This window comes from Bacteroides caecimuris (genome assembly GCF_001688725.2).
GTDB classification, from domain to species: Bacteria; Bacteroidota; Bacteroidia; order Bacteroidales; family Bacteroidaceae; genus Bacteroides; species Bacteroides caecimuris.
Map to the genome: position 1 here is coordinate 739,880 of NZ_CP015401.2, position 21,402 is coordinate 761,281.

13 protein-coding genes are annotated in these 21,402 nt (G+C 40.7%); 12 read left to right on the forward strand and 1 reads right to left on the reverse strand.

Annotation, left to right across the window (positions count from 1 at the left end; translation table 11 throughout):
- Positions 1 to 2: 2 nt before the first annotated feature.
- The 9 genes from A4V03_RS02805 (at position 3) to A4V03_RS02845 (ending at position 15,177) form a co-directional block, all read left to right on the forward strand.
- Positions 3 to 524: an RNA polymerase sigma-70 factor gene (locus tag A4V03_RS02805; RefSeq protein WP_084081101.1), complete on the forward strand. Its 522-nt coding sequence runs from the start codon at positions 3 to 5 to the stop codon at positions 522 to 524.
- 57 nt (positions 525 to 581) lie between these two features.
- The gene (locus A4V03_RS02810; protein ID WP_084081102.1) at positions 582 to 1,670 is read left to right on the forward strand and encodes a FecR family protein; all 1,089 of its coding nucleotides are present in this window, start codon (positions 582 to 584) and stop codon (positions 1,668 to 1,670) included.
- A 107-nt stretch (positions 1,671 to 1,777) separates the two neighbouring features.
- Positions 1,778 to 5,395 (forward strand): SusC/RagA family TonB-linked outer membrane protein, encoded by a 3,618-nt coding sequence (locus A4V03_RS02815; RefSeq protein WP_065537873.1) that lies wholly within the window; start codon positions 1,778 to 1,780, stop codon positions 5,393 to 5,395.
- A 23-nt stretch (positions 5,396 to 5,418) separates the two neighbouring features.
- A complete protein-coding gene (locus A4V03_RS02820) occupies positions 5,419 to 6,900 on the forward strand; it encodes a RagB/SusD family nutrient uptake outer membrane protein (RefSeq protein WP_065537874.1) in 1,482 nt (493 codons plus the stop codon).
- Between the two features lie 34 nt (positions 6,901 to 6,934).
- Positions 6,935 to 7,861, forward strand: a complete 927-nt coding sequence (locus A4V03_RS02825; RefSeq protein ID WP_065537875.1) for a hypothetical protein — start codon at positions 6,935 to 6,937, stop codon at positions 7,859 to 7,861.
- 31 nt (positions 7,862 to 7,892) lie between these two features.
- Positions 7,893 to 9,878, forward strand: a complete 1,986-nt coding sequence (locus A4V03_RS02830; protein WP_065537876.1) for a TlpA family protein disulfide reductase — start codon at positions 7,893 to 7,895, stop codon at positions 9,876 to 9,878.
- Positions 9,879 to 12,479 (forward strand): S9 family peptidase, encoded by a 2,601-nt coding sequence (locus tag A4V03_RS02835; protein ID WP_065537877.1) that lies wholly within the window; start codon positions 9,879 to 9,881, stop codon positions 12,477 to 12,479.
- Positions 12,480 to 12,488: 9 nt separating this feature from the next.
- On the forward strand, positions 12,489 to 14,006 hold the full coding sequence (locus tag A4V03_RS02840; protein WP_084081104.1) for a S41 family peptidase: 1,518 nt from the start codon (positions 12,489 to 12,491) through the stop codon (positions 14,004 to 14,006).
- Between the two features lies 1 nt (position 14,007).
- The gene (locus A4V03_RS02845) at positions 14,008 to 15,177 is read left to right on the forward strand and encodes a TlpA disulfide reductase family protein (protein ID WP_065537879.1); all 1,170 of its coding nucleotides are present in this window, start codon (positions 14,008 to 14,010) and stop codon (positions 15,175 to 15,177) included.
- Between the two features lie 671 nt (positions 15,178 to 15,848).
- Here the strand turns inward: A4V03_RS02845 and A4V03_RS02850 are convergent.
- The gene (locus tag A4V03_RS02850) at positions 15,849 to 16,478 is read right to left on the reverse strand and encodes a rhomboid family intramembrane serine protease (protein ID WP_065540259.1); all 630 of its coding nucleotides are present in this window, start codon (positions 16,476 to 16,478) and stop codon (positions 15,849 to 15,851) included.
- A 215-nt stretch (positions 16,479 to 16,693) separates the two neighbouring features.
- On the opposite strand from A4V03_RS02850, the gene A4V03_RS02855 reads away from it, so the two are divergent.
- From A4V03_RS02855 to A4V03_RS02865, 3 genes are read left to right on the forward strand one after another with little or no spacing between them, the layout of a single operon-like run.
- Positions 16,694 to 18,631: a glycogen debranching enzyme N-terminal domain-containing protein gene (locus tag A4V03_RS02855; protein ID WP_065537880.1), complete on the forward strand. Its 1,938-nt coding sequence runs from the start codon at positions 16,694 to 16,696 to the stop codon at positions 18,629 to 18,631.
- A 16-nt stretch (positions 18,632 to 18,647) separates the two neighbouring features.
- Positions 18,648 to 19,913: a glycosyltransferase family 4 protein gene (locus A4V03_RS02860; protein ID WP_065537881.1), complete on the forward strand. Its 1,266-nt coding sequence runs from the start codon at positions 18,648 to 18,650 to the stop codon at positions 19,911 to 19,913.
- A gap of 17 nt (positions 19,914 to 19,930) precedes the next feature.
- Entirely contained in the window at positions 19,931 to 21,388 is a 1,458-nt protein-coding gene (locus A4V03_RS02865; RefSeq protein WP_065537882.1) for a glycoside hydrolase family 57 protein, read from the forward strand.
- Positions 21,389 to 21,402: the final 14 nt, after the last annotated feature.

Genomic DNA, 21,402 nt, shown 5'->3' on the forward strand with positions numbered 1-21,402 from the left:
AGATGAAGACGCATAAAGATAGTTCGAAGATTACGATGGACGAATTTGACAGGATATATGATAAATATTATCCTCAACTCCTTTATTATGCCTATGGTTTTGTGGAAGACTCAGAGATCTGTCGTGATATTGTATCGGATGTGTTCGGTCAGGCATGGGAAAATGTAGAGCGTTTGGGAAATGCTACTGTGGGTAGTTTCCTGTATTCGTGCGTACGGAATAAATGCATTGATTATTTGAGACATGACCAGGCTGCCCGGCAGTATGCGGAATATTTGCAAGAGGCAGTAGAAGATGAAGAAGGAATGACTCCGGAGGAATACGAAGAACGGATGAACAATGTGAAACAGATTATATCGGAATTACCGCCTCGTACGCGTTTTGTTTTGGAACAGTGTTATTTTAATAATAAAAAGTATAGGGAAGTAGCAGAAATTCTCGATATCACTTCGAGTGCGGTAAAGAAACACATTATGAAGGCATTGGCTATACTTCGTGAACGTTTATCTGTTATAAAACCGTAAAAAAAGTGCCTCAAAAAGGATCGACTCCGTATAAATATAAAAGACAGTTGTAGCAATATGATAGAAGATATAAACGATAAGGAAGATATTCGCCTGATATTGGATTATAAACGTGCCATGGCTATGGATAAGGTTCCTCTTCCCAATATGGAAGAGGAGCGGAAGCGTTTTTGGGAGAAGCAAAAACAAGTACGTCCCTCTTCCCATGAAATGCAACAGAGCGTAAATGTAAAGATGTTACGTTTGAAACGCTGGTGTATTGCTGCATCGGTAGCGGCTGTACTTTTTCTCGGATTATTTTTGGGCGCCTTCTTTTATCATCCTTCTGTAGTGCAGCTTCAAGTGTTTGCTGCCGATAAGTCGGCAGTAGATCCAAAGTTGAATTTTGGAGATATTACTTATGTAATTAAGGAAGAAACACCGGACCGGCAGTTATATGCTCATGGAATAATTGCTACCCATAAATCTATTGATTTGAGTACAAAGAAAGCTGCCACTTTGCCTATTGAGGAGCAATTGCAAACGTTGACCACTCCTTGCGGGCAGGATTATACGGTTACTCTTTCCGACGGGACTACTGTTTTGCTTAATGCTGCCAGTCAATTGATTTTTCCGGATGTATTTGTGAAAGAACAGCGCATTGTCTATTTGAAAGGAGAAGCCTATTTTGATGTAGCTCCTGATAAAGAACATCCTTTTATTGTAAAAACGGACTATTTTGAAACGGTAGTTCTCGGAACAAAGTTTAATGTGCGTTCCTACTCTAAACTTGATGCTCATGTTACTTTATTGGAAGGTAAAGTGACTGTTGCCAACGATATGGCGCCAGCGTTGACTTTACAGCCGGAAGAACAAGCGTCGCTGACGGAAGATGGAATGTTAAGAAAACAAGCGGTGGACATTTACCCTTATCTGGAATGGCAGAACGGCTATTTCTATTTTGATAATGTATCGCTTGTAGAGATAATGCAGGAGTTGGGACGTTGGTACAATGTAGATGTGGTATTTGAGAATGATGAGATGCTCGATTATAAAATGCACTTTGTAGCCAGTCGTACGGAAAGTCTGATGTATGCAGTCCGCAATTTGAATGCACTTGGTATATTTTATGTAACTTTGGATGGAAACCGAATAATAATTCAGTAAAATCTATTATCTATTAACTTTTTGATATTTTTCTTTTAAAATCCGGTACCCGATTATCGTTGATTACGTATTATTTGTGACTTTACATTTAAATTAGCAAATAATATATGATGAAACGATTGAATGAAGAGCGTAGAGAAAGACCGTGTATACAGAGTTGGAAGTATCTGGTCGGTTTCCTGTTAATGTTTGCCTTTGTTACAGGATTGGCAGCGCAGGAGAAAGAGAAAAAGGTCACGATGAAATGCGTGAATGAGAAGTTGACAGATGCTTTAAAAAGGGTAGAAAAGCAATCTGGTTACAAAATTGTATTTAGTTACAATGAACTCCACTCCATTCGTGTTAATGCTTCTATTCAGGAGTTGGCAGCTCCGGAAGCTGTGAAAAAACTCATTGCCGGTCATCCTGTTAAAAGTTCGGTTGATGGCAGGTATATCCATGTGTTTCTAAAAAAAGATAAAAAGGAAACTTTAGAGAAAGGCTTATTAAGAGGGCAGGTAGTGGATGAAAATGATGAACCGCTGCCCGGTGTGTCTGTCAGGGTGAAGAATGGTCGTTCTACAGGTACACTGACGGATTTGAATGGCGGCTTTTCCATCCCCGTAAAGGAAGGGCAAAGTGCTATGCTGACTTTTTCTTTCATAGGTAAAAAGACTGTGGAAAAAATGGTGAATGACGGTTGGGGAGTACAGGTGAAACTGGAAGAAATGGTGAACGCAGTTGATGAGGTGGTGGTTACCGGTTATCAGGTGATGGACAAGCGTTTGATGGCAAGTGCTACCTCTACGGTGAAGATGGATGACATAAAGATACCGACTATCAATTCTGTAGATAAGATGTTGCAAGGTACTATACCAGGACTGATGGTGCAAAACAGTTCCGGTTCTCCTAATGCAACTCCGCGTATCCGTATGCGTGGTTCCTCGACGATTTACGGTAATGCTTCTCCGTTGTGGGTGGTAGATGGGATTGTTTATGAAGATCCTATTGATTTGTCTAATGACGAACTCAATAATGTGTTGATGGGAAGCGATATGCTTGATCAGGTGAATCAAAATGCTACTCGCAGTTTGTTAGGCAATGCGATAGCAGGGGTAAATCCCAATGATATTGAATCTATTACGTTTTTGAAAGATGCTTCAGCCACAGCTATATATGGTACACGTGCAGCCAATGGGGTGATTGTGCTGACTACCAAGAAAGGTAAAATAGGGAAACCTTCGATTAGTTTTTCCGCATCTTTAGGATTTACGGGACGTCCTCGCTATTCGCAGTATAATCTGATGAATTCGAAAGAGCGTGTAGGTATTTCAAGAGAAGTGGTAGAGAAAGGATATTTGTATGATTATATGCCCTATGCTACCGGTTTCGAAGGTGCTTTGTTTGATTTTTACAGTATGAAAATTACAAAAAGCGAATTTGACGAGCAAGTGGCTAAATATGAAACAATGAATACCGACTGGTTCAAGCTTCTTTGTCGCAACGCTTTAAATCAAGATTATAGTGCCAGTATTTCAGGAGGTAACGAGAAAGTCAATTATTATACATCTATCGGATATAATAATTCCAAGGGAACTACTAAAGGAGATAACTCAACCAGTTACAGTTTGACTTCTAATATCTCAGCCTATCTGACTAAAAAAGTCAGAGCTTATACTCGTTTAAGTTTCTCAGACCAGAAAAGTGATGGTTTTTATACCACGAATCCTTATACTTATGCGTTGCAGACTACTCGCGCTATTGGCCCTGATGAATATTACACGACTCAGATTAATACTATTGATGGGTTATCCAATAACTATCTGTTGACATATAATATATTTAATGAGCTGGCACATACCGGTAATGAGGCAAAATCCCGTAATTTCAGTGGCAATGTAGGTATTGATGTGAAAATATGGAAAGGATTGACGCTTCAGACGCTTTTTGGTCTGCGTTATGTCAACTCTACTAATTATCAGTGGGCGGACGAACGTTCTTATTATATTGCAGGCATTCGTGGATATGATTATGGTACGGTGATTCCCAACGGTGAAGAAGAAAAGAAAAGCAAATTGCCTCATGGAGGAATTTTGAATTATAATTCGATGAATAATGTGGGCTATACAGCTCGTGCTCAACTTTCGTATGCTACCACCTTTGGAGAGATGCAGCAACATGCCATTAATGGTATGATTGGCTATGAGGCAATCTCCAATCAATATGACGGTTTTAATGATGTGGAATATGGATATTATCCGGATCGTGGGATGGCTGTCAGTTATGAATATGATAAGGAAAGTGCCGGAAGCGAGGTTCTGAATAATTCTTCGTTGGAAAAACATACTGTGTCTCGTAAGAATACGAAGAATAATGCAGTATCTGCTTATGCGACTTTGGTTTATGCGTTGAAGAACCGCTATATTTTTAACGCTAATTTGCGTGGGGATGCTTCCAATCGTTTCGGACAATACACAAATCATAAATTTCTTCCTGTATGGAGTTTGGCAGCAAGGTGGAAGATAAATGATGAAAGTTGGTTTAGAGGCTGGAAAGCTTTAGATAATTTCAGTATACGTTTTTCTTATGGTCAACAGGGGAATATTCCTACTTCTGTAGGACCAAATCTTGTAGCACAATACATGGCGCTTGCAGTTAATCGTTTTTCTGGGAACTACCAATTGGGAATTAAACGCCTGCCTTATCCTGATTTGCGTTGGGAAAAGACGGTTACAACTAATTATGGATTGGATTTCTCTTTGTTGAACGGCAGAATCTCGGGTACTGTCGATTATTATGTGCGTAAAGGTAAGGACTTGATTTTTAATTTGCCGGTAGCCAGTGAATATGGAACAACTCAAACTTTCCGTAATGGTGCCAGTATGAAGAATTATGGTATTGAAGTGGGATTGACTTTTATTCCTGTTCAAACGCGTGACTTTACTTGGACATTAACTCCGATTTATTCGAAAAACACCAATAATATAAGCAATACTGCAAAGCAGGATTATACTTATCTGGATTACCTGGCTGGTAATGCTTTTGAAAATGGAAAGCCGGTAAATGCACTGTATGCCTGGGAGTTCAAGGGACTGGATCATGAAACAGGCCGCGCGATGTTTGAACATTGTTCGGCAAATGAATCAGAAGTAGAGAAAAGTAATGATCCGAAAAGTTATCTGAAATATTGTGGTTCGACTGATCCGAAGTTTAACGGGGGACTTTCCACTTCGTTGCGTTATAAGAATTTTATATTAAATGCTCAGTTTGCTTATGCTTTCGGGCATGTGAAACGTTTGAATTTCCTTTTCAGCGGAACGATGAAGATGCCTACTCCGCAAACAAATCTGACGACAGATTTCTTGCATTGCTGGCGGGAACCGGGCGATGAGGAGCATACTGATATTCCGGGTATTGCTTTTGATGAGGCACGGAATTATTTTGTTTATACTCCGATTGCGAATGCAACTCAACAGAATACATACGATATGTATAATTATTCGGATGTACGTGTAGTAAAAGCCGATTTCTTTCGTTGTCGTAATCTGATGTTGACTTATACTTTGCCGGATAAATGGCTTCAACCGTTAAATATCGCAGGTATGTCCTGTTCGTTTAATGTGACCAATCTTTTTACATTGTGTAGCTCAAAATTTAATGGACAAGATCCAGAGGTAGATTCTACTGGAAGTGTTGCATTACCTATTACACGGACTTATTCGTTCTCAGTAAGTCTTAATTTCTAATCCTTAAAAATCTTTTGTAGATTATGAATAGTAAATATATATCAATATTCCTTTCTGTATACATAATGTGTATATGTTCCTCTTGCAGTGATTTCCTGAAAGAAGTTTCGCAAGATGAGTTTGAACCGAAAACAGCTTCTGCTTTTCAAGAATTGTTGAATGGTGAGGGATATTCAACTACCATTTGTCTCGATCCTATCACAGATGTATTGACTGATGATGTGGAGGGAGCTCAGGGACAATCTGATAATTACATAGATGAAAACTTGGCTCATCGTGCAGTCTATACGTGGCAATCTAATATGTACTTGTTGCTGGCTGATTATGATATGACTAACCTGCTACACACCTATCAGAAACTTTATAAATGTATTATGGCCTGTAATTTGGTTATAGACGGGCTGACAGATGCGGATGGAACAGAAGATGAAAAAATGCAGACAAGAGGTGAGGCTTTGGCACTTCGTGCTTACTATTATTTCTTATTGGTGAATTTATATGCTATGCCTTACAATTGTGCTGGGACTAATCCGGAGAGTCTTTTGGGAGTGCCTCTAGTTATCAAACCGGAAATTAGAGATGAGGGAATTGCACGTAATACAGTTGCGGAAGTTTATACTCAAATATGTAAGGATATTGAAGAAGCCTGTAGTTTGCTGGATGGTAAAGCTGACAACACTCTAGGATTGTTTCGTATAAATAATGTAGCAGCACATCTTCTAGCTTCCCGAATTTATTTGTATATGGAAAATTGGGATAAGGTGCTAGAGCATGCTGATGTGGCTTTGGCCGATGCTCCGGCATTGGTTGACCTGACTACATATCAGCTAAGTAATCCGGCTTTTCCTCATTATGCTATTAACAATATAATTTCTAGGAATTTCCCGGAAGTAATATTTATTAATGGAAGCATGAGCGGGAGTATAAAAACAGAAGGTACGTTAATCAGGGTGTCTGAGAGCGGTTCGAATGCTTTATTGAGACTATATGATTCTTCGGATGCCCGTCGAAATATATTTTTTAGTGATATGAGTCCTTTGTATTACAAATATTGGATGGCCAAACGTGGAACTCAGGAACAGGGGTTTGTATGGCGTACTGCCGAACTTTATTTAAATCGTGCGGAAGCTTATGCTGCTAAATATATGGCAGGAGATAACTCTTGTGGACAAAAGGCTGTTGATGACCTGGATGCTCTTCGCAGTAAACGTTTGTCGAATTTTGTGGCTTATACGTTAACCACGCCTGCAGCTCTGATGGAATTTTGTCATGAAGAACGTCGCCGTGAACTTTGTTTTGAATCACATCGCTGGTTTGATCTCCGTCGTTATGGTATGCCTTCTATTGAACATACATGGTATGATGCATCAGGAAACCGTACCGTATATACATTGAAGGAGAAAGATCTGGGTTATGTATTACCTATTCCACAGGATGCAATGGATACAAATTCAGCTTTAATACAGAATGAATTGGCACCGGAGCGTGTAGGCGAGGTAAACTAAATATTAATATGGAACAATAAAATAGAATAGTAGTATGAAGAAGTTTATATATTTAATATCCTGTTTGCTCTTGGTTGGAGTATGCTCATGTGGGGAAGATGCTTTGACACCTTCCGAACCGATGGGTTTTGGAGAGTTTCCTCAAGGAAATGCTTCATATGATCGTGAGATAGTTGAGTTCTATGATAAATATGGGGTGCAAGTTTTGTATAGGTTTGGCGAGGTTGATTTCCGTTGGAATATTACAGAGTATATTCCTTACTATGCAGTAGAAGCCGAAACTTCCTCTATAGGTGAAGGATGGAACTTCCTGAAAGAAAATTGCTTGTCTATTTGGAGTGACGATTTTCTGAGAAAATATATGCCGTATAGAATCCTGTTAGCTTCCGAAATTTATAGTTTAAAGGATACATACGAGTATGATGATGAGGGAAATAAAATCTATCAAAAGATTCCTAAAAAAGCTATGTATGGTCTTAATCATCTGACTTTTGGTGCAGTGAATAGTCGTTTGTCTTCACTTTCCGTTGAGGAAAAAAAGGAACTGATTGGCGAGGTTGCTTTTGCCATTGCCGGTTATGCTGCTTCGAAAGGTAAGATAGAGGTTCCTGAAAAGTTTCAGACATATCACGACGATTATATAAACAATGCAGGAGGTGATTATGAAGGCGAATGGGGATATAACGGCGGAGGCTGTCTGGAGTATCGTGATGGTGGAATGGACTATTATTATGATTTCGGATTATTTGTGAAATATCTGGTTATGATGAGTAAGGAAGAATTTGAGAACAGGTTTTTGACCGAAGAATTTGATTGCGGAACCCAGTATGATAGTGTTTCGGGGAATTCTGTTAAGGGCTATCCGATACGTAATAAATATGAAGCAGTGATAGAGTATTTTCAAAATACGTTAGGTATTGATCTTCATGAGATTGGAGCCAGGACCTCTCAATTGCATTAATTGAAATATAAAGAATAAGATATAAAACCAAATGAAAAAATTATTTGTATTGTTTGTTTTCTGTGCGTACTTTATAACTACTTATGCACAGTCTCGTTTGTCCGGTATTGAAAAACCGCAGGCAGGTTCTCTGATCTCATTTAATTATCAGGCATCAGGAGGACCATTGGAAAACCGGGATACATTGTCTTGTACGATCTATCTCTATGAGGATTATTTATGGAGGATGGACGATGTAACTTTAATCCGTAGCGGAAAGAATCAGTGGAAAGGAAATTATCGGTTGGCTGACAATTGTGCCCTGTTCGCTTTATCATTTCTAGCTGGTGAAGCATGGAACCGCACGATAGATAATAATGACGAAAACGGAGGATATGTGTTTACGACATTAGATGCACAGGGGAAAATGTTACCTGGCGGTTATTTGGGATGGGGGACATTCCGTAAACCTTCTTGTTTCCATATTGGAAATTACTTCCAAAAGTTTGATATTCAGGATGAGGCGGTAGAGATGTGGACAACTAAGGAAATGGAGCATTATGCTGCAAATTTGCCGAAGTTCGTAAATGTTTATATGAACATGGTAGCCTTACGTATGGGAGAAAAGAATCGGAAAGCTGTTGATTTCTTCTTTCAGAAAATCAATAAAGAGTTTGCTATGACCGAGTTCATCTACTCTACGTTTGAGAATATTTATCGTTTCAGATTGCAGGAGCAGGCAACGGCGGACTCGATAAAGAGTATTATATTAAAACAATATCCTCACGGGTTTTCTGCTCGTGCACAAATGTTTCATCAGGTGGAGGCTATGGAGGTAGGCGAAGAACGGGTAAGTAAGACTGAAGAATTTTTTAGGACGTATCCATATAACAAATGTATAGAAGATCCGTTCTCCCGTAAACAAGCTTATATGTATTATAATCTGACCCGTCCCTATGCTTCTTTTCTTTTTGACGGAAAACAGTATGACAAACTTATTGCTGCCTTGCCATCAATGAATTTTGTGACTTTGAGTGAAGTGTTCCGGTGGAATATATTCCGTGCCTATAAATTTCGGTTGGCGAAAAATGACTCAGTCTATCCGGTAGCGAAAGCCTTGATGGAACAAATGGTGCAAAAACGGAATGACCTTTCTAATAATATGGAAGAATTAAGATACACTCCGAAAGAAGCACAGGAATTGCTTGACATTCAGTTTTACGAACGTTTGGGAATTTATCTGCAATTATTAAAGGATTTGAATAAGAATGACGAGGCTTTGACATGGCTCTCTTATTATAAGGATGATGTATTGTCTTATGCGGATGCTACAGTCAATCAGGTACGTTATGAGATTTTGTCAGCTACCGGAAAGAAAGAACAAGCATTGGAGGTTTTGAAAAATTCGGTGAAATATAATACGATTACCACTGATATGATGACTGCTCTGCGTGAGGAAGTGAAACCGGCATCTGATGCCGAGTTTAAAGTCTATCTTGATAAATTGAAAGGTGCGGCATTGAAAGAGGCGTTATATGAGGAAGTGAAATCTCATATGACAGATGTTGAAATCCCTACTTTCGAATTGCTGGATATGGACGGGAATGTTGTGAGCAGTGACAGTTTCAAAGATAAGATTGTAGTGATTGATTTTTGGGCAAACTGGTGCGCACCTTGTAAACGTGCGTTTGAGGGAATGAAACTTGCTGTAGACGCTTATGCGAACGATCCGGAGGTTGTTTTCTATTTTGTAAATACCATGGATTTCGGAATGAAGGGAAAACCGGCAGTCGAGAAGTATTTGAATAATAATGGATACTCACATTTTAAAGTATTGTTCGATACTTTAAAGGAGGGAACCAAAGGGTATAACAAGGTTTTCAGTATTTTCTCTAGTCAATTCAATTCATCCGGTATTCCTCGTAAAGTAATTTTAAAGAATGGTAGGATGCTTTATACGGCTGAAGGATATTCCGGAAGTCCGTCACAACTGGCTGATGAGATTAGTTATGCAGTCGAATTAATACGGAAGAAATAAATGAAGAGATATGTTTGTTTGATATTGCTCTTCCTGCTGGGAGCAGAGGGGGTATTTTCTCAGAAACGGCCGATGAAACTGGATGACTGTAAGTTGTGGCGTTCGGTAGATCAGATACAATTATCGGAAAATGGAAAATGGGTAGTTTACAACTATCGTGCTTTGTACCGTCAGGATCTTGATACAACTTATATATATAATGTGCAGACAGGAGAAACGATCTGTAAAGCCGGTCTTTCCAATTTTTCGTTTATGGCTAACGGCAAGTTGCTGAAATATGAAAAGAAGGAGGAAGGAGATGATTCGGGACGTCCATCTGTCTATACATTAAATTTGCTTACACAGCAAGAGAAACAATGGGCTAAGAATATCTTTTTAGTTCCTATAAAAGGAACCGACATGGCTTATTATGTACAATATAAGCCAACCGGAAAGGCAGACTTTACTTTTGTAAATTTGCTGACGGGAGAGGAACAGTGCATTGAGGATATAAATACCTTCGGGCAGGTAGAGGCAGGTCGGTTGCTTTATAGTGTGGCGGACAGTTTGAAGTCGACTTTGTATCTGTGGGAGAAAGGAAGAAAAACCCAAGTAGGGGAAGTTCCCGGTTATATTGCAAGTATCGCTAATCCGGATGCCAAAGGATGTGGAACTTTATCATGTGCTTCTACTTATGATACTCGTTTTGATGTAACCTCTATCTATACATATGATTTGAATAAATGTATTTGTTCGAAACTGTTGTCCTATCAAGATATAACTGGTCTGCCTGAGGGGACGAAAGTTTCTTCTATGTCTCGATTGATAAACAGTAAGACTCAGTTGCTGATTGATTTGGAACCGTTAGCTTATCCGCAGGTGGAAAGGGAAACGGATCAGGTAAATCTGGAATTGTGGATATGGGACGAGAACATTTCTCCCCGCCGATCTTTCAAACGCTCAGGTTTTGATGCATCTAAGTATGACAAGTATGTCTATGATATTGCTACAGGGGAGTGTTTTACTTTGCCTACAAAAGGTCTGTCTTCTTTGGCTTTTCCGCAGGGAGAGGATGTAAAAGGATGTATTGCCTTCGACGCTACTCCCTGGTATAAGGAATCTGACTGGACGATGTCTCCCAATGACGATGTTTATTATATCGGAATGAATGGCGAGAAGAAGAAGCTGGCAAGTCATGGAAAGTATGGTTTAAGTTGGAGTCCCGATGGAACCAAAGTTTTATTGTACGATCCTGCCCTGAAAGCATGGCGGCTGATTGATATGGCTACGGGGAGCGACCGGGACTTGACAACAGGGAAATTGCCTTATCCGGTATATGAAGAAGAGCATGACTATTCTTTTGATGCTGCACCTTATGGAGTGGCACATTGGAATCCGGACAATCACACTGTGGTCATATACGACCGATATGACTTGTGGAGTCTGGATGTGAAAGGCGAGAAAGCTCCTGTCTGTCTGACACAAGGGAAGGGCAGAAAAGAGCTGATAACATTCCGCAAGGCTGAGCATCCGGTTTCTTCAAGAGATAAATTGTATCTCGAAGGATTTGATGAAAAAAGTAAAACGAAAGGATTGTACCTGCTGGCGGGTAAGAACCTGCGTGATATGGCTGTTGATTCTCAATCGAATCTGGTCGTAAAAGCTAACACGGACAATGGTAAAGTAGTACTTTGGACGAAGGAAGATTATGGAGAAAGAGATTTTTGGGTTTCTGATCTGACTCTGCGAAATCCGAAGCGGGTGACGGACTCCAATCCTCAGGTGAAAGATATTAACTGGGGAACTACCCGGCTTTATACTTGGACAAATTTGGAAGGCAAGAAAAATGAAGGAATTTTGTTTCTGCCGGAGAATTACCGGGAAGGTCAAAGTTATCCTGTCATCGTACTATTCTATGAGAAGATGTCACAGGAGCTTAATAGTTATCGTTTGCCGGAGTATAGTAGTGCGACGATTGATATTCCCTGGTTTGTAAGTAATGGATATATCATTTTCTGTCCGGATATCAGCTATCGTATCGGTGCTCCTTACGAAAGTTGTTATAATGCGGTGATAAGTGGTGTGGAACAACTTGTTAAAGATGGAATTGCCGATAAGGAACGCATTGGAATCAACGGTCATAGTTGGGGCGGTTCGCAGACTGCCTGGTTGGTGACACGTACTAATATATTCAAATGCGCTTCTCCCTGTTCTGCGGTTACGGATCAGGTGGCAGATTATCTGATGCTTCGCGGAACGGGTCAGCCTAATATGTATTTTGAAGAGGATGCACAAGGCCGTTTGGGTAAAACACTTTGGGAAGATCGGGAACTTTATCTTGAGAACTCTCCGGTTATGCATGCCGATAAGATTCATACTCCTTTGTTGATATTCCATGGTGAGAAAGACACAAGTGTACGCATATATCAAGGCATGGCTCTCTATTTTGCGATGCGTCGGTTGGGACGTCCGGCCTGGTTGCTGAATTATCGGGATGTAGGACATCAGATGGGCGGAGATGCTGAGTGTCGTGATTTTATGCAACGGTTAATCGGCTTTTTTGATTACTATCTGAAAGATGCGCCTATGCCGGAATGGATGAAAGGGGATAATAATAAGTGATAATAAAGTATGAGAGCAATATTGTTTGGGATACTGTTGGGGGTAGTTTACTGTGACCTGAAGGCGCAATCTACTCCGGAGGAGAAATTAATGCAGACGTTGTATGCGATTACCCATCTTTATGTGGATTCTGTTCCAAAAGAGGCGTATATAAACCATACTATTGCGGAAATGGTGGGAAAACTGGATCCCTTTTCTGAGTACTTGCCTCCTGTGGAGCTAAAAAGTAACGACCAGGCATTAGGTGGTATGGCAGCTTTTGCAGGAGTCGGAATGGAAGGGACTTGGAAAGACGGGCATTTTTACGTGTCTTTTGTAGAAAAGACGGGCAGTGCTTGGCTACAAGGTATCCGTGCCGGAGATGAAGTTCTGTCAGTGGATGGGAAAACAGTGGAACAATTGCAGGACGGACAGATTTTCCGCTTATTGAATGGCGAAGAGGGGAGTGTGGTCACTTTGCAAATCAAGCGTGGAAAAAAGACTCCTTTTGAACGGAAGATAGTTCGTACTTATATACTATCCTCCGGTGTGAGGTCTGCTTATATGATAGACAGTGAAACTGGCTATCTTTCAATCTCTGTCTTTTCGAAGAATGTAGCGGAAGATTTTCGTAAACAGCTTCAGAACTTACTTCGGCGAGGAATGAAAAAACTGATTCTGGATATCCGGAAGAACGAAGGGGGGCTGTTTGATGAGGCGATAGCGATAGCAGACGAGTTATTGGACGGTAACAAACCGGTAGTTTATGCGGATGGCATCCACATGGAAAGGATGACGTTTCAGGCATCTGTCAAAGGACTGTTTGAACAAGGTCGTTTGGTGGTATTGGTAAACGGGCAGACAAAGTCGGCTGCGGAGATTTTGGCGGGTGCGTTGCAAGATTGGGACCGCGGTGTGCTGGTAGGAGGCTCTACCTTTGGAAAGGGAATGATTCAGGACACCTTTCCTTTTGAAGACGGCTCGGCGCTTAGGCTGACGGTGGCGCGTTATTTCACACCAAGCGGACGGTCTATTCAAAAGCCTTATGGGGGTGGGCAGTTGTCTGCTCAATCCGGCAAGACCTATGAATCTTTACGTACTCACCGTGTTTTGAGGAGCGAGGGAGGGATTGTGCCGGATGTTTTTGTATCTGCCGATACAGTACATTTTACAAGATGGTATAATATGTTGGTGTATAGTGGTGTTCAAAAGCAGGTAACACGCGACTATGTTGTAGGTTGCCGACCGGAGTTACTGAAAAAGTATAAAACATTCGAAGCTTTTCAGAAAAACTTTGATGGCGGTGCACTATTGCAGGAAATATGCCGGGTAGCGGAAGAAGCGAATATTGTTTTTTCTGAAGAAGAATATGAAAGGTCGGAAAACTTTTTGCGGGTACAAGTGAAAGCGTTGGTTGCGCGCGAATTGTTCAATGAAAATGAATATTACTATCGCATACTGAATTCTGCGGACCCGTTTGTACAAAAAGCATGTGAAATAATGAATACTTCAGAAGAATATCGGAGGATTTTAAAAGAGAATAATTGATATGAAATGTATAGTAATGAATATCCTTATGGTATGTGCTTGTCTGTCCTCGTGCGGACATTCTCCGATTTTTAAATTGGAGGCGGATGTGCATACGGATGAGTATGACGGGTTGTATATTTATCTCACTCATACAGGTGTCGTTTCGAGAGAGGATGATTTGAAAGTGGATAGTGCGTTGATACGAAATGGTCATTTTAGCTTTGAATATCGCGTTACCGGTGAACCATTTGTGGCAACATTGGCACTTCCACCCAAGGATGATCATTTTGTGTATGGTTTGCCGGATTGTTATTGTATTGTGGAGGAAGGGAATGTGACGTTGGACTATACTCCTTTGGGAACACAATTGAAGGGGGGAGTCCTGAATCAGCAATATGATAACCAGATATTGGCCAAGACTCGGGAAATCAAGAAAAGAAGTAATAGCATTGTGGCCGAAAGAGATTCTTTGGGCAAACTACGTACTTTGAGTATAGAGGAAATGGAGGCTTTTAATCAACGTATCGGTGCGTTGTATAAAGAGTTGCAACCGGCTCATATCTGTTTTGTTTCTGATTATATTGGGACTGAAGTGGGAGCTTTCTTTTTCTTTTATTATCCGGAGAGTTATTACCCTGAGGGGATATATGCGAAACTATTAGCATCGGTAGATGAGGAGTATCGTCACAAATCGGAATTGAAGAAAGAAAAGGAAAAAGAGGCTGCCGCACATTGGAATGAATCTGTGAAAATAACAGAGGTCGGTTATCCTTATCGCGACTTTACCTGCATGGACATAGAGGGGAAGGAGGTGAATCTCTCGGATTATATTCATTCTGGTCGTGTCACTTTGGTTGATTTTTGGGCATCCTGGTGTGTGCCATGTGTACAGGAACTTCCTTTCCTGAAATCTCTGTACCAAACTTATCATGAAGAGGGATTGGATATTGTGAGTGTTTCTTTGGATACCAAGAAAAGTGCATGGGAAGCTGCTGTGAAAAAACATCAGATTCCTTGGCCGCAAATCTCCGACTTAAAAGGCTGGAAGGGTACGATTACCAAAGATTATGCTATAAGTGCGATTCCTTTTATCCTTGTTATTGACCGGAAAGGTAAGATTGCAGTCCGTAATTTGCATGATTATAAGTTGGAGGAAGCTATAAAAGAGATATTGTCCACAAAGAATTAGCTTGAATTTATGTATTTATAAATAGAAAACTAGATTTTGTAATCGATTATTCCGGTATGAGTGGAACAGGATTCCATTGATACCGGATTTATTTTAGGACATTGTCTGTTCTTCTTGTACGATTTCTTTTTCTTCTTTTGAGAGCCTGTTTAAATTTTCCTGAGATTATGTTAGATAGGCTTTACCGACCTGTTTTTTATTCGTCACATAGTCTCCGTCATGCTGCTGCTCACAACAACAGAAAATATACTCGAAAGCAACTCTCAAAACTGTGTCGGGCAAAACTCGGAGCAGGCTCTTAATAACCCACTTTTCATTCATTAATAGAAAAGTTCTCTTTCATTAATTATAAACTTCTTATTATCAGTATGTAAACTTATTTTTCATTAACCGTAATCTATAAACGCAAGCTTCGTTTATAAAAACAAAGGCTTTGATTATAAAAACGAAGCTTGCAATTATATAATCAAAGCTTGCGTTTATAGTTTGCATCGAATGAAAAGAAAGTTTCCTTCCTGTCCGAAGGAACTTTATACTTAATGGGCGGGAAGTTTTTTATTAATAGCCAAGAGCGCAACTGTTAATACCTCTTCCGCCAACTACAGACGGACGCGACAAGAAGAGCCGGGGTAAGTTAAAATATCAGCTATAAAATTATGACTGAAGAGAATTTAAACAGGATCTGAGATTTCATGTTCTTCTTCCTCTTCCTCGTCCGCAAAAGGTTCCGGTCGCTGAGGCCCGTGGTTCACGAATGCAAATGCACAGAGCACTCCCATGATTCCACCGCTGAGATGTCCTTCCCATGACATATTGGCGGGGGAGAAATAAGGAAATATATGCCAGATAATCCCCCCATATAGAAAGGTGACAAGTAGGGAAATTGCAATCAGTGGGACGTATTTGCGGAGAATACCGCTGAAAAAGAGAAAGAAGGCAAGTCCGTAGATGAGTCCGCTGGCACCGATGTGCCATCCCGGTTTGCCTATAATAAAGGTAAGCAGTCCCGCACCAAGCCAGATTAGGACAAAAACCTTGCCGGCTATCTCTCGGTAAAAATAAAAAAGACACCAGGAAAGGAAGAATAAAGGAATAGTATTTGCCAATAAATGGCTGAATCCGCTGTGTATCAGCGGATGAGCCAAAATGCCTGTTACACCTCGCTTTTCCATGGGATATATCCCCAAGTGAGAGAAGTCCCAGTCCATCCCGATTTCCAGAAACTTGAGTATATATAAGATGAAAATTAAGAACAAGGGCTTTGCGGCAGCCACCGTGATACGCTGAATATCTTGCTTCATGACATTCTTTTCTTTAGATATTTTACGCAATACTACGAATATTTGCACAAAATCTGAAAATAAAAAGGCTTTTTATTTTTGTTTTTATCTATAATTTGTACATTTGGGCGTTATACCTATTGTATATGTTGCTACAGCTAATATATTATGGTCTGTGACAAAAAAATAGATATACGATATGATGACCAATAATTAACCTTTAATAATGCACAACTATGAGTTATTTACGATTTGACAAGACCCTCATGACGAATCTGGAAGAATCTCTTCAGAGAGAAATTCTCCGGACGAACAAAGCAGGAGCTTATCATTGTACGACGATTGTTGATTGTAACACACGCAAATATCACGGCCTATTGGTAATTCCAGTTCCCAATCTCGACGATGAAAATCATGTGCTGCTATCTTCTCTTGATGAAACGGTAATTCAACATGGTGCGGAGTTTAACTTGGGATTGCACAAATATCAGGGAAACAACTTTAGTCCTAATGGACACAAGTATATCCGTGAGTTTGACTGTGAGCATATCCCAGCAACTACTTACCGTGTCGGAGGTGTAGTCCTCCGCAAAGAAAAAATCTTTGTACATCATGAAAATAGAATCCTGATTCGTTATACTTTACTTGATGCGCATTCGGCTACAACTCTGCGCTTCCGGCCGTTCCTTGCTTTCAGAAGTGTACGTGAGTACACTCACGAAAACCCGCAGGCAAGCCGTGAGTATCAATTGGTGGAAAATGGTATTAAAACCTGTATGTATCCCGGTTATCCGGAACTTTATATGCAGTTGAACAAAAAGTGCGAATTCCATTTCCAGCCCGATTGGTATCGCGGCATTGAATATCCGAAAGAGCAGGAACGCGGGTACGACTTCAATGAGGACCTGTACGTTCCGGGATATTTCGAGGTGGATATCAAGAAAGGAGAGAGTATTGTATTCTCTGCCGGAATTTCAGAAACAACTCCGCGTAAACTGAAACAGACCTTTGAGGCGGAAGTGGCTGATCGTACCCCACGTGATAGCTTTTACCATTGTCTGAAAAATTCTGCCCATCAATTCCATAACAAACAGGAAGGTGAGCATTACATTCTTGCCGGTTATCCGTGGTTTAAATGCCGTGCTCGTGATATGTTTATCGCCTTGCCTGGACTGACGCTTGCACTTGATGAGATCGACCAGTTTGAGGATGTGATGAAAACGGCGGAAAAGGCGATCCGTAACTTTATCAATGAAGAACCTGTAGGATACAAGATTTATGAAATGGAGCATCCTGACGTTTTGCTTTGGGCTGTCTGGGCTATGCAACAATATGCTAAAGAGACTTCCCGCGAACAATGCCGTCAGAAATATGGAGAGCTTCTGAAAGATATTATGGAGTTTATCCGTCAGCGGAAACATGAAAATCTTTTCTTGCATGACAACGGATTACTTTTTGCTAATGGTACGGATAAAGCGATTACATGGATGAATTCTACTGTGAACGGGCATCCGGTGATTTCTCGTACTGGATATATTGTTGAATTTAATGCGTTATGGTATAATGCACTGCGTTTTATCGCTGATTTGGTGCGTGAAGGTGGTGACGTGTACTTGGCAGATGAACTTGATGCGCAGGCAGAAGTGACAGGAAAATCTTTTGTCGAGGTATTCCGTAATGAATATGGTTATTTGCTTGATTACGTAGACGGTAATATGATGGACTGGAGTGTACGTCCTAATATGATATTTACCGTAGCGTTTGATTATTCTCCTTTGGATCGTGCGCAAAAGAAACAGGTGCTCGATATTGTGACCAAAGAGCTGCTCACTCCGAAAGGAATTCGTTCGTTGAGTCCGAAGAGCGGTGGATATAATCCAAACTATGTAGGTCCGCAGATACAACGGGATTATGCTTATCATCAAGGAACCGCTTGGCCTTGGTTGATGGGATTCTATCTGGAAGCTTATCTTCGAATTTATAAGATGAGCGGGTTGTCATTCGTTGAACGTCAGCTGATTGGTTATGATGATGAGATGACAAGTCATTGTATTGGTTCCATTCCCGAATTGTTTGATGGGAACCCGCCTTTCAAGGGACGTGGTGCGGTATCGTTTGCGATGAATGTGGCAGAAATATTGCGTGTTTTAAAGCTACTGTCTAAGTATTATTAAAAAAGGAGGAACGAAGATGAAAGTTTTAATGTTTGGATGGGAATTCCCTCCCAAAATATATGGTGGTCTTGCAGTTGCTTCTTATGGAATAACTAAAGGCTTGAGTCTGCAAGGTGATGTGGAGACGGTTTTCTGTATGCCTAAACCTAGCGGCGAAGAAGAAAAGTTCTTGAAAATAATCGGTATGAATCAAGTGCCCATTGTGTGGCGTGATGTTCACTATGACTACTTGAAATCCCGCTTGTTGGAAATGACACCGGAAGAATATTACTCTTTCCGCGACCATATCTATGCTGATTTTTCTTATATGCATGTGAATGATTTGGGATGTATGGAATTTGCAGGTGGTTATCCCGGGAACTTGCACGAGGAAATTAATAATTTCTCGATCATTGCCGGAGTAGTAGCCCGTCAGCAGGAATTTGACATTATCCATGCACACGATTGGCTGACTTATCCTGCCGGTGTACATGCCAAAATGGTTAGTGGAAAGCCGCTTTGCATTCATGTGCATGCTACTGATTTTGACCGTTCTCGTGGCAAAGTCAATCCTACTGTTTATTCGATTGAGAAGAATGGTATGGATCATGCCGATTGTATCATGTGCGTATCCGAGCTTACTCGCCGCACTGTTATTAACGAGTATCATCAAGATCCCAGAAAGGTATTTGCAATGCATAATGCTGTTTATCCATTGTCGCAGGAACTGCTGGATATTCCGCGTCCCGATCACTCAAAAGAAAAGGTGGTCACCTTCCTCGGACGTATTACTATGCAGAAGGGACCGGAATATTTTGTAGAAGCTGCTGCACTTGTATTGAAGCGTACTCGTAATATTCGTTTTGTAATGGCGGGGTCGGGTGATATGTTGAACGCCATGATTAACTTGGTTGCCGAACGTGGTATTGCCGATCGATTCCACTTCCCGGGCTTCATGAAGGGCAGACAGGTATATGAGGTTTATAAGAACAGTGATGTATTTGTCATGCCGTCTGTCTCTGAACCTTTCGGTATCGCTCCGCTGGAAGCTATGCAGTGTGGAACACCTTCCATCATTTCTAAGCAGTCTGGATGTGGCGAGATTCTTGATAAGGTGATAAAAACGGACTATTGGGATATTCATGCGATGGCTGACGTTATCCATTCTCTGTGTACCAATCCGTCTCTTTTCGAATATCTCAAAGAAGAGGGAAAGAAGGAAGTAGATGGGATTACTTGGGAAAAAGTCGGCTTGAGAATCCGTGCTCTTTATGAGGCTGTGTTAAGAAACTATGGTAAATAACAAAACAATGAATAAAAATGAGAACTATCTGTCTTTATTTTGAAATACATCAAATTATCCATTTGAAACGTTATCGTTTCTTTGATATTGGTAATGACCATTACTATTATGATGATTATGCCAACGAAACAGGGATGAATGAGGTTGCCGAACGTTCATATATTCCTGCTCTCAATACATTGATTGAGATGGCGAAAAACTCGGGTGGTGCTTTTAAAGTAGCGCTTTCTATCTCGGGAGTAGCCTTGGAACAATTGGAAATTCATGCTCCGGCAGTCATTGATTTATTGCACCAGCTGAATGAAACAGGCTGTTGTGAGTTCTTATGTGAACCTTATTCGCATGGTTTGTCTTCACTGGCCAACGAGGATTGTTTCCGTGAAGAAGTGCTTCGTCAACGTGATAAGATGAAGCAGATGTTTGGTAAAGAACCCAAAGTATTCCGTAACTCTAGTCTTATTTATTCTGATGAAATTGGTGGATTGGTAGCTTCTATGGGCTTCAAGGGGATGTTGACGGAAGGTGCTAAACATGCGTTGGGATGGAAGAGCCCGCATTATGTTTATCACTGTAATCAAGCTCCAAGTCTTAAGCTCTTGTTGCGGGATTTCAAACTTTCTGACGATATCAGTTTGCGCTTTTCTAATTCGGAATGGGCGGAATATCCTTTGTTTGCCGATAAGTATATTAATTGGATCGATGCGTTGCCCCAAGAAGAACAAGTCATCAATATCTTTATGGAATTGAGTGCACTTGGTATGGCTCAACCTTTATCTTCTAATATTCTTGAATTCATGAAGGCACTGCCTGAATGTGCAAAAGCTAAAGGAATCACATTCTCTACGCCGACGGAAATCGTGACGAAGTTGAAATCAGTATCACAGCTTGATGTTGCCTATCCGATGTCATGGGTGGATGAAGAAAGAGATACTAGTTGTTGGCTGGGTAATGTTATGCAACGTGAGGCTTTCAATAAACTGTATAGTGTAGCCGAACGTGTTCATTTATGTGATGACCGTCGTATTAAGCAGGATTGGGATTACTTGCAGGCCAGCAATAACTTCCGTTTTATGACAACGAAGAACAATGGGATGTGGTTGAACCGTGGTATCTATGATTCTCCTTATGATGCTTTCACCAACTATATGAATATTTTGGGTGACTTTATCAAACGGGTAGATGCACTGTATCCTGTTGATGTAGACAGTGAAGAACTAAATTCTTTGTTGACTACCATTAAGAATCAGGGGGATGAGATTACTGAATTGGAAAAGGTATTGGCTAAATTACAGGCAAAAGTAGAAGCGGCAAAGAAAACGGCTGCAAAAAAAACTACAACTGCTAAAGAATCGGTAGTGAAAGAGGAACCTGCTGCTAAGTCAAAACCTGCTGCAAAGAAAGCTGAAGTGAAGAAAGCAACAACCGAGCCGAAGAAGAAGGCCACGGGAAAAGCTAAGAAGGTTACAGCTAAATAAGAAGTATAAGAGTT

Bases quoted from the DNA above. Each gene is read 5' to 3' on its own strand.
- A4V03_RS02805 (WP_084081101.1), top strand. From the start codon at position 3: ATGAAGACGCATAAAGATAGTTCGAAGATTACGATGGACGAATTTGAC.
- A4V03_RS02810 (WP_084081102.1), top strand. From the start codon at position 582: ATGATAGAAGATATAAACGATAAGGAAGATATTCGCCTGATATTGGAT.
- A4V03_RS02815 (WP_065537873.1), top strand. From the start codon at position 1,778: ATGATGAAACGATTGAATGAAGAGCGTAGAGAAAGACCGTGTATACAG.
- A4V03_RS02820 (WP_065537874.1), top strand. From the start codon at position 5,419: ATGAATAGTAAATATATATCAATATTCCTTTCTGTATACATAATGTGT.
- A4V03_RS02825 (WP_065537875.1), top strand. From the start codon at position 6,935: ATGAAGAAGTTTATATATTTAATATCCTGTTTGCTCTTGGTTGGAGTA.
- A4V03_RS02830 (WP_065537876.1), top strand. From the start codon at position 7,893: ATGAAAAAATTATTTGTATTGTTTGTTTTCTGTGCGTACTTTATAACT.
- A4V03_RS02835 (WP_065537877.1), top strand. From the start codon at position 9,879: ATGAAGAGATATGTTTGTTTGATATTGCTCTTCCTGCTGGGAGCAGAG.
- A4V03_RS02840 (WP_084081104.1), top strand. From the start codon at position 12,489: ATGAGAGCAATATTGTTTGGGATACTGTTGGGGGTAGTTTACTGTGAC.
- A4V03_RS02845 (WP_065537879.1), top strand. From the start codon at position 14,008: ATGAAATGTATAGTAATGAATATCCTTATGGTATGTGCTTGTCTGTCC.
- A4V03_RS02850 (WP_065540259.1), bottom strand. From the start codon at position 16,478: ATGAAGCAAGATATTCAGCGTATCACGGTGGCTGCCGCAAAGCCCTTG.
- A4V03_RS02855 (WP_065537880.1), top strand. From the start codon at position 16,694: ATGAGTTATTTACGATTTGACAAGACCCTCATGACGAATCTGGAAGAA.
- A4V03_RS02860 (WP_065537881.1), top strand. From the start codon at position 18,648: ATGAAAGTTTTAATGTTTGGATGGGAATTCCCTCCCAAAATATATGGT.
- A4V03_RS02865 (WP_065537882.1), top strand. From the start codon at position 19,931: ATGAGAACTATCTGTCTTTATTTTGAAATACATCAAATTATCCATTTG.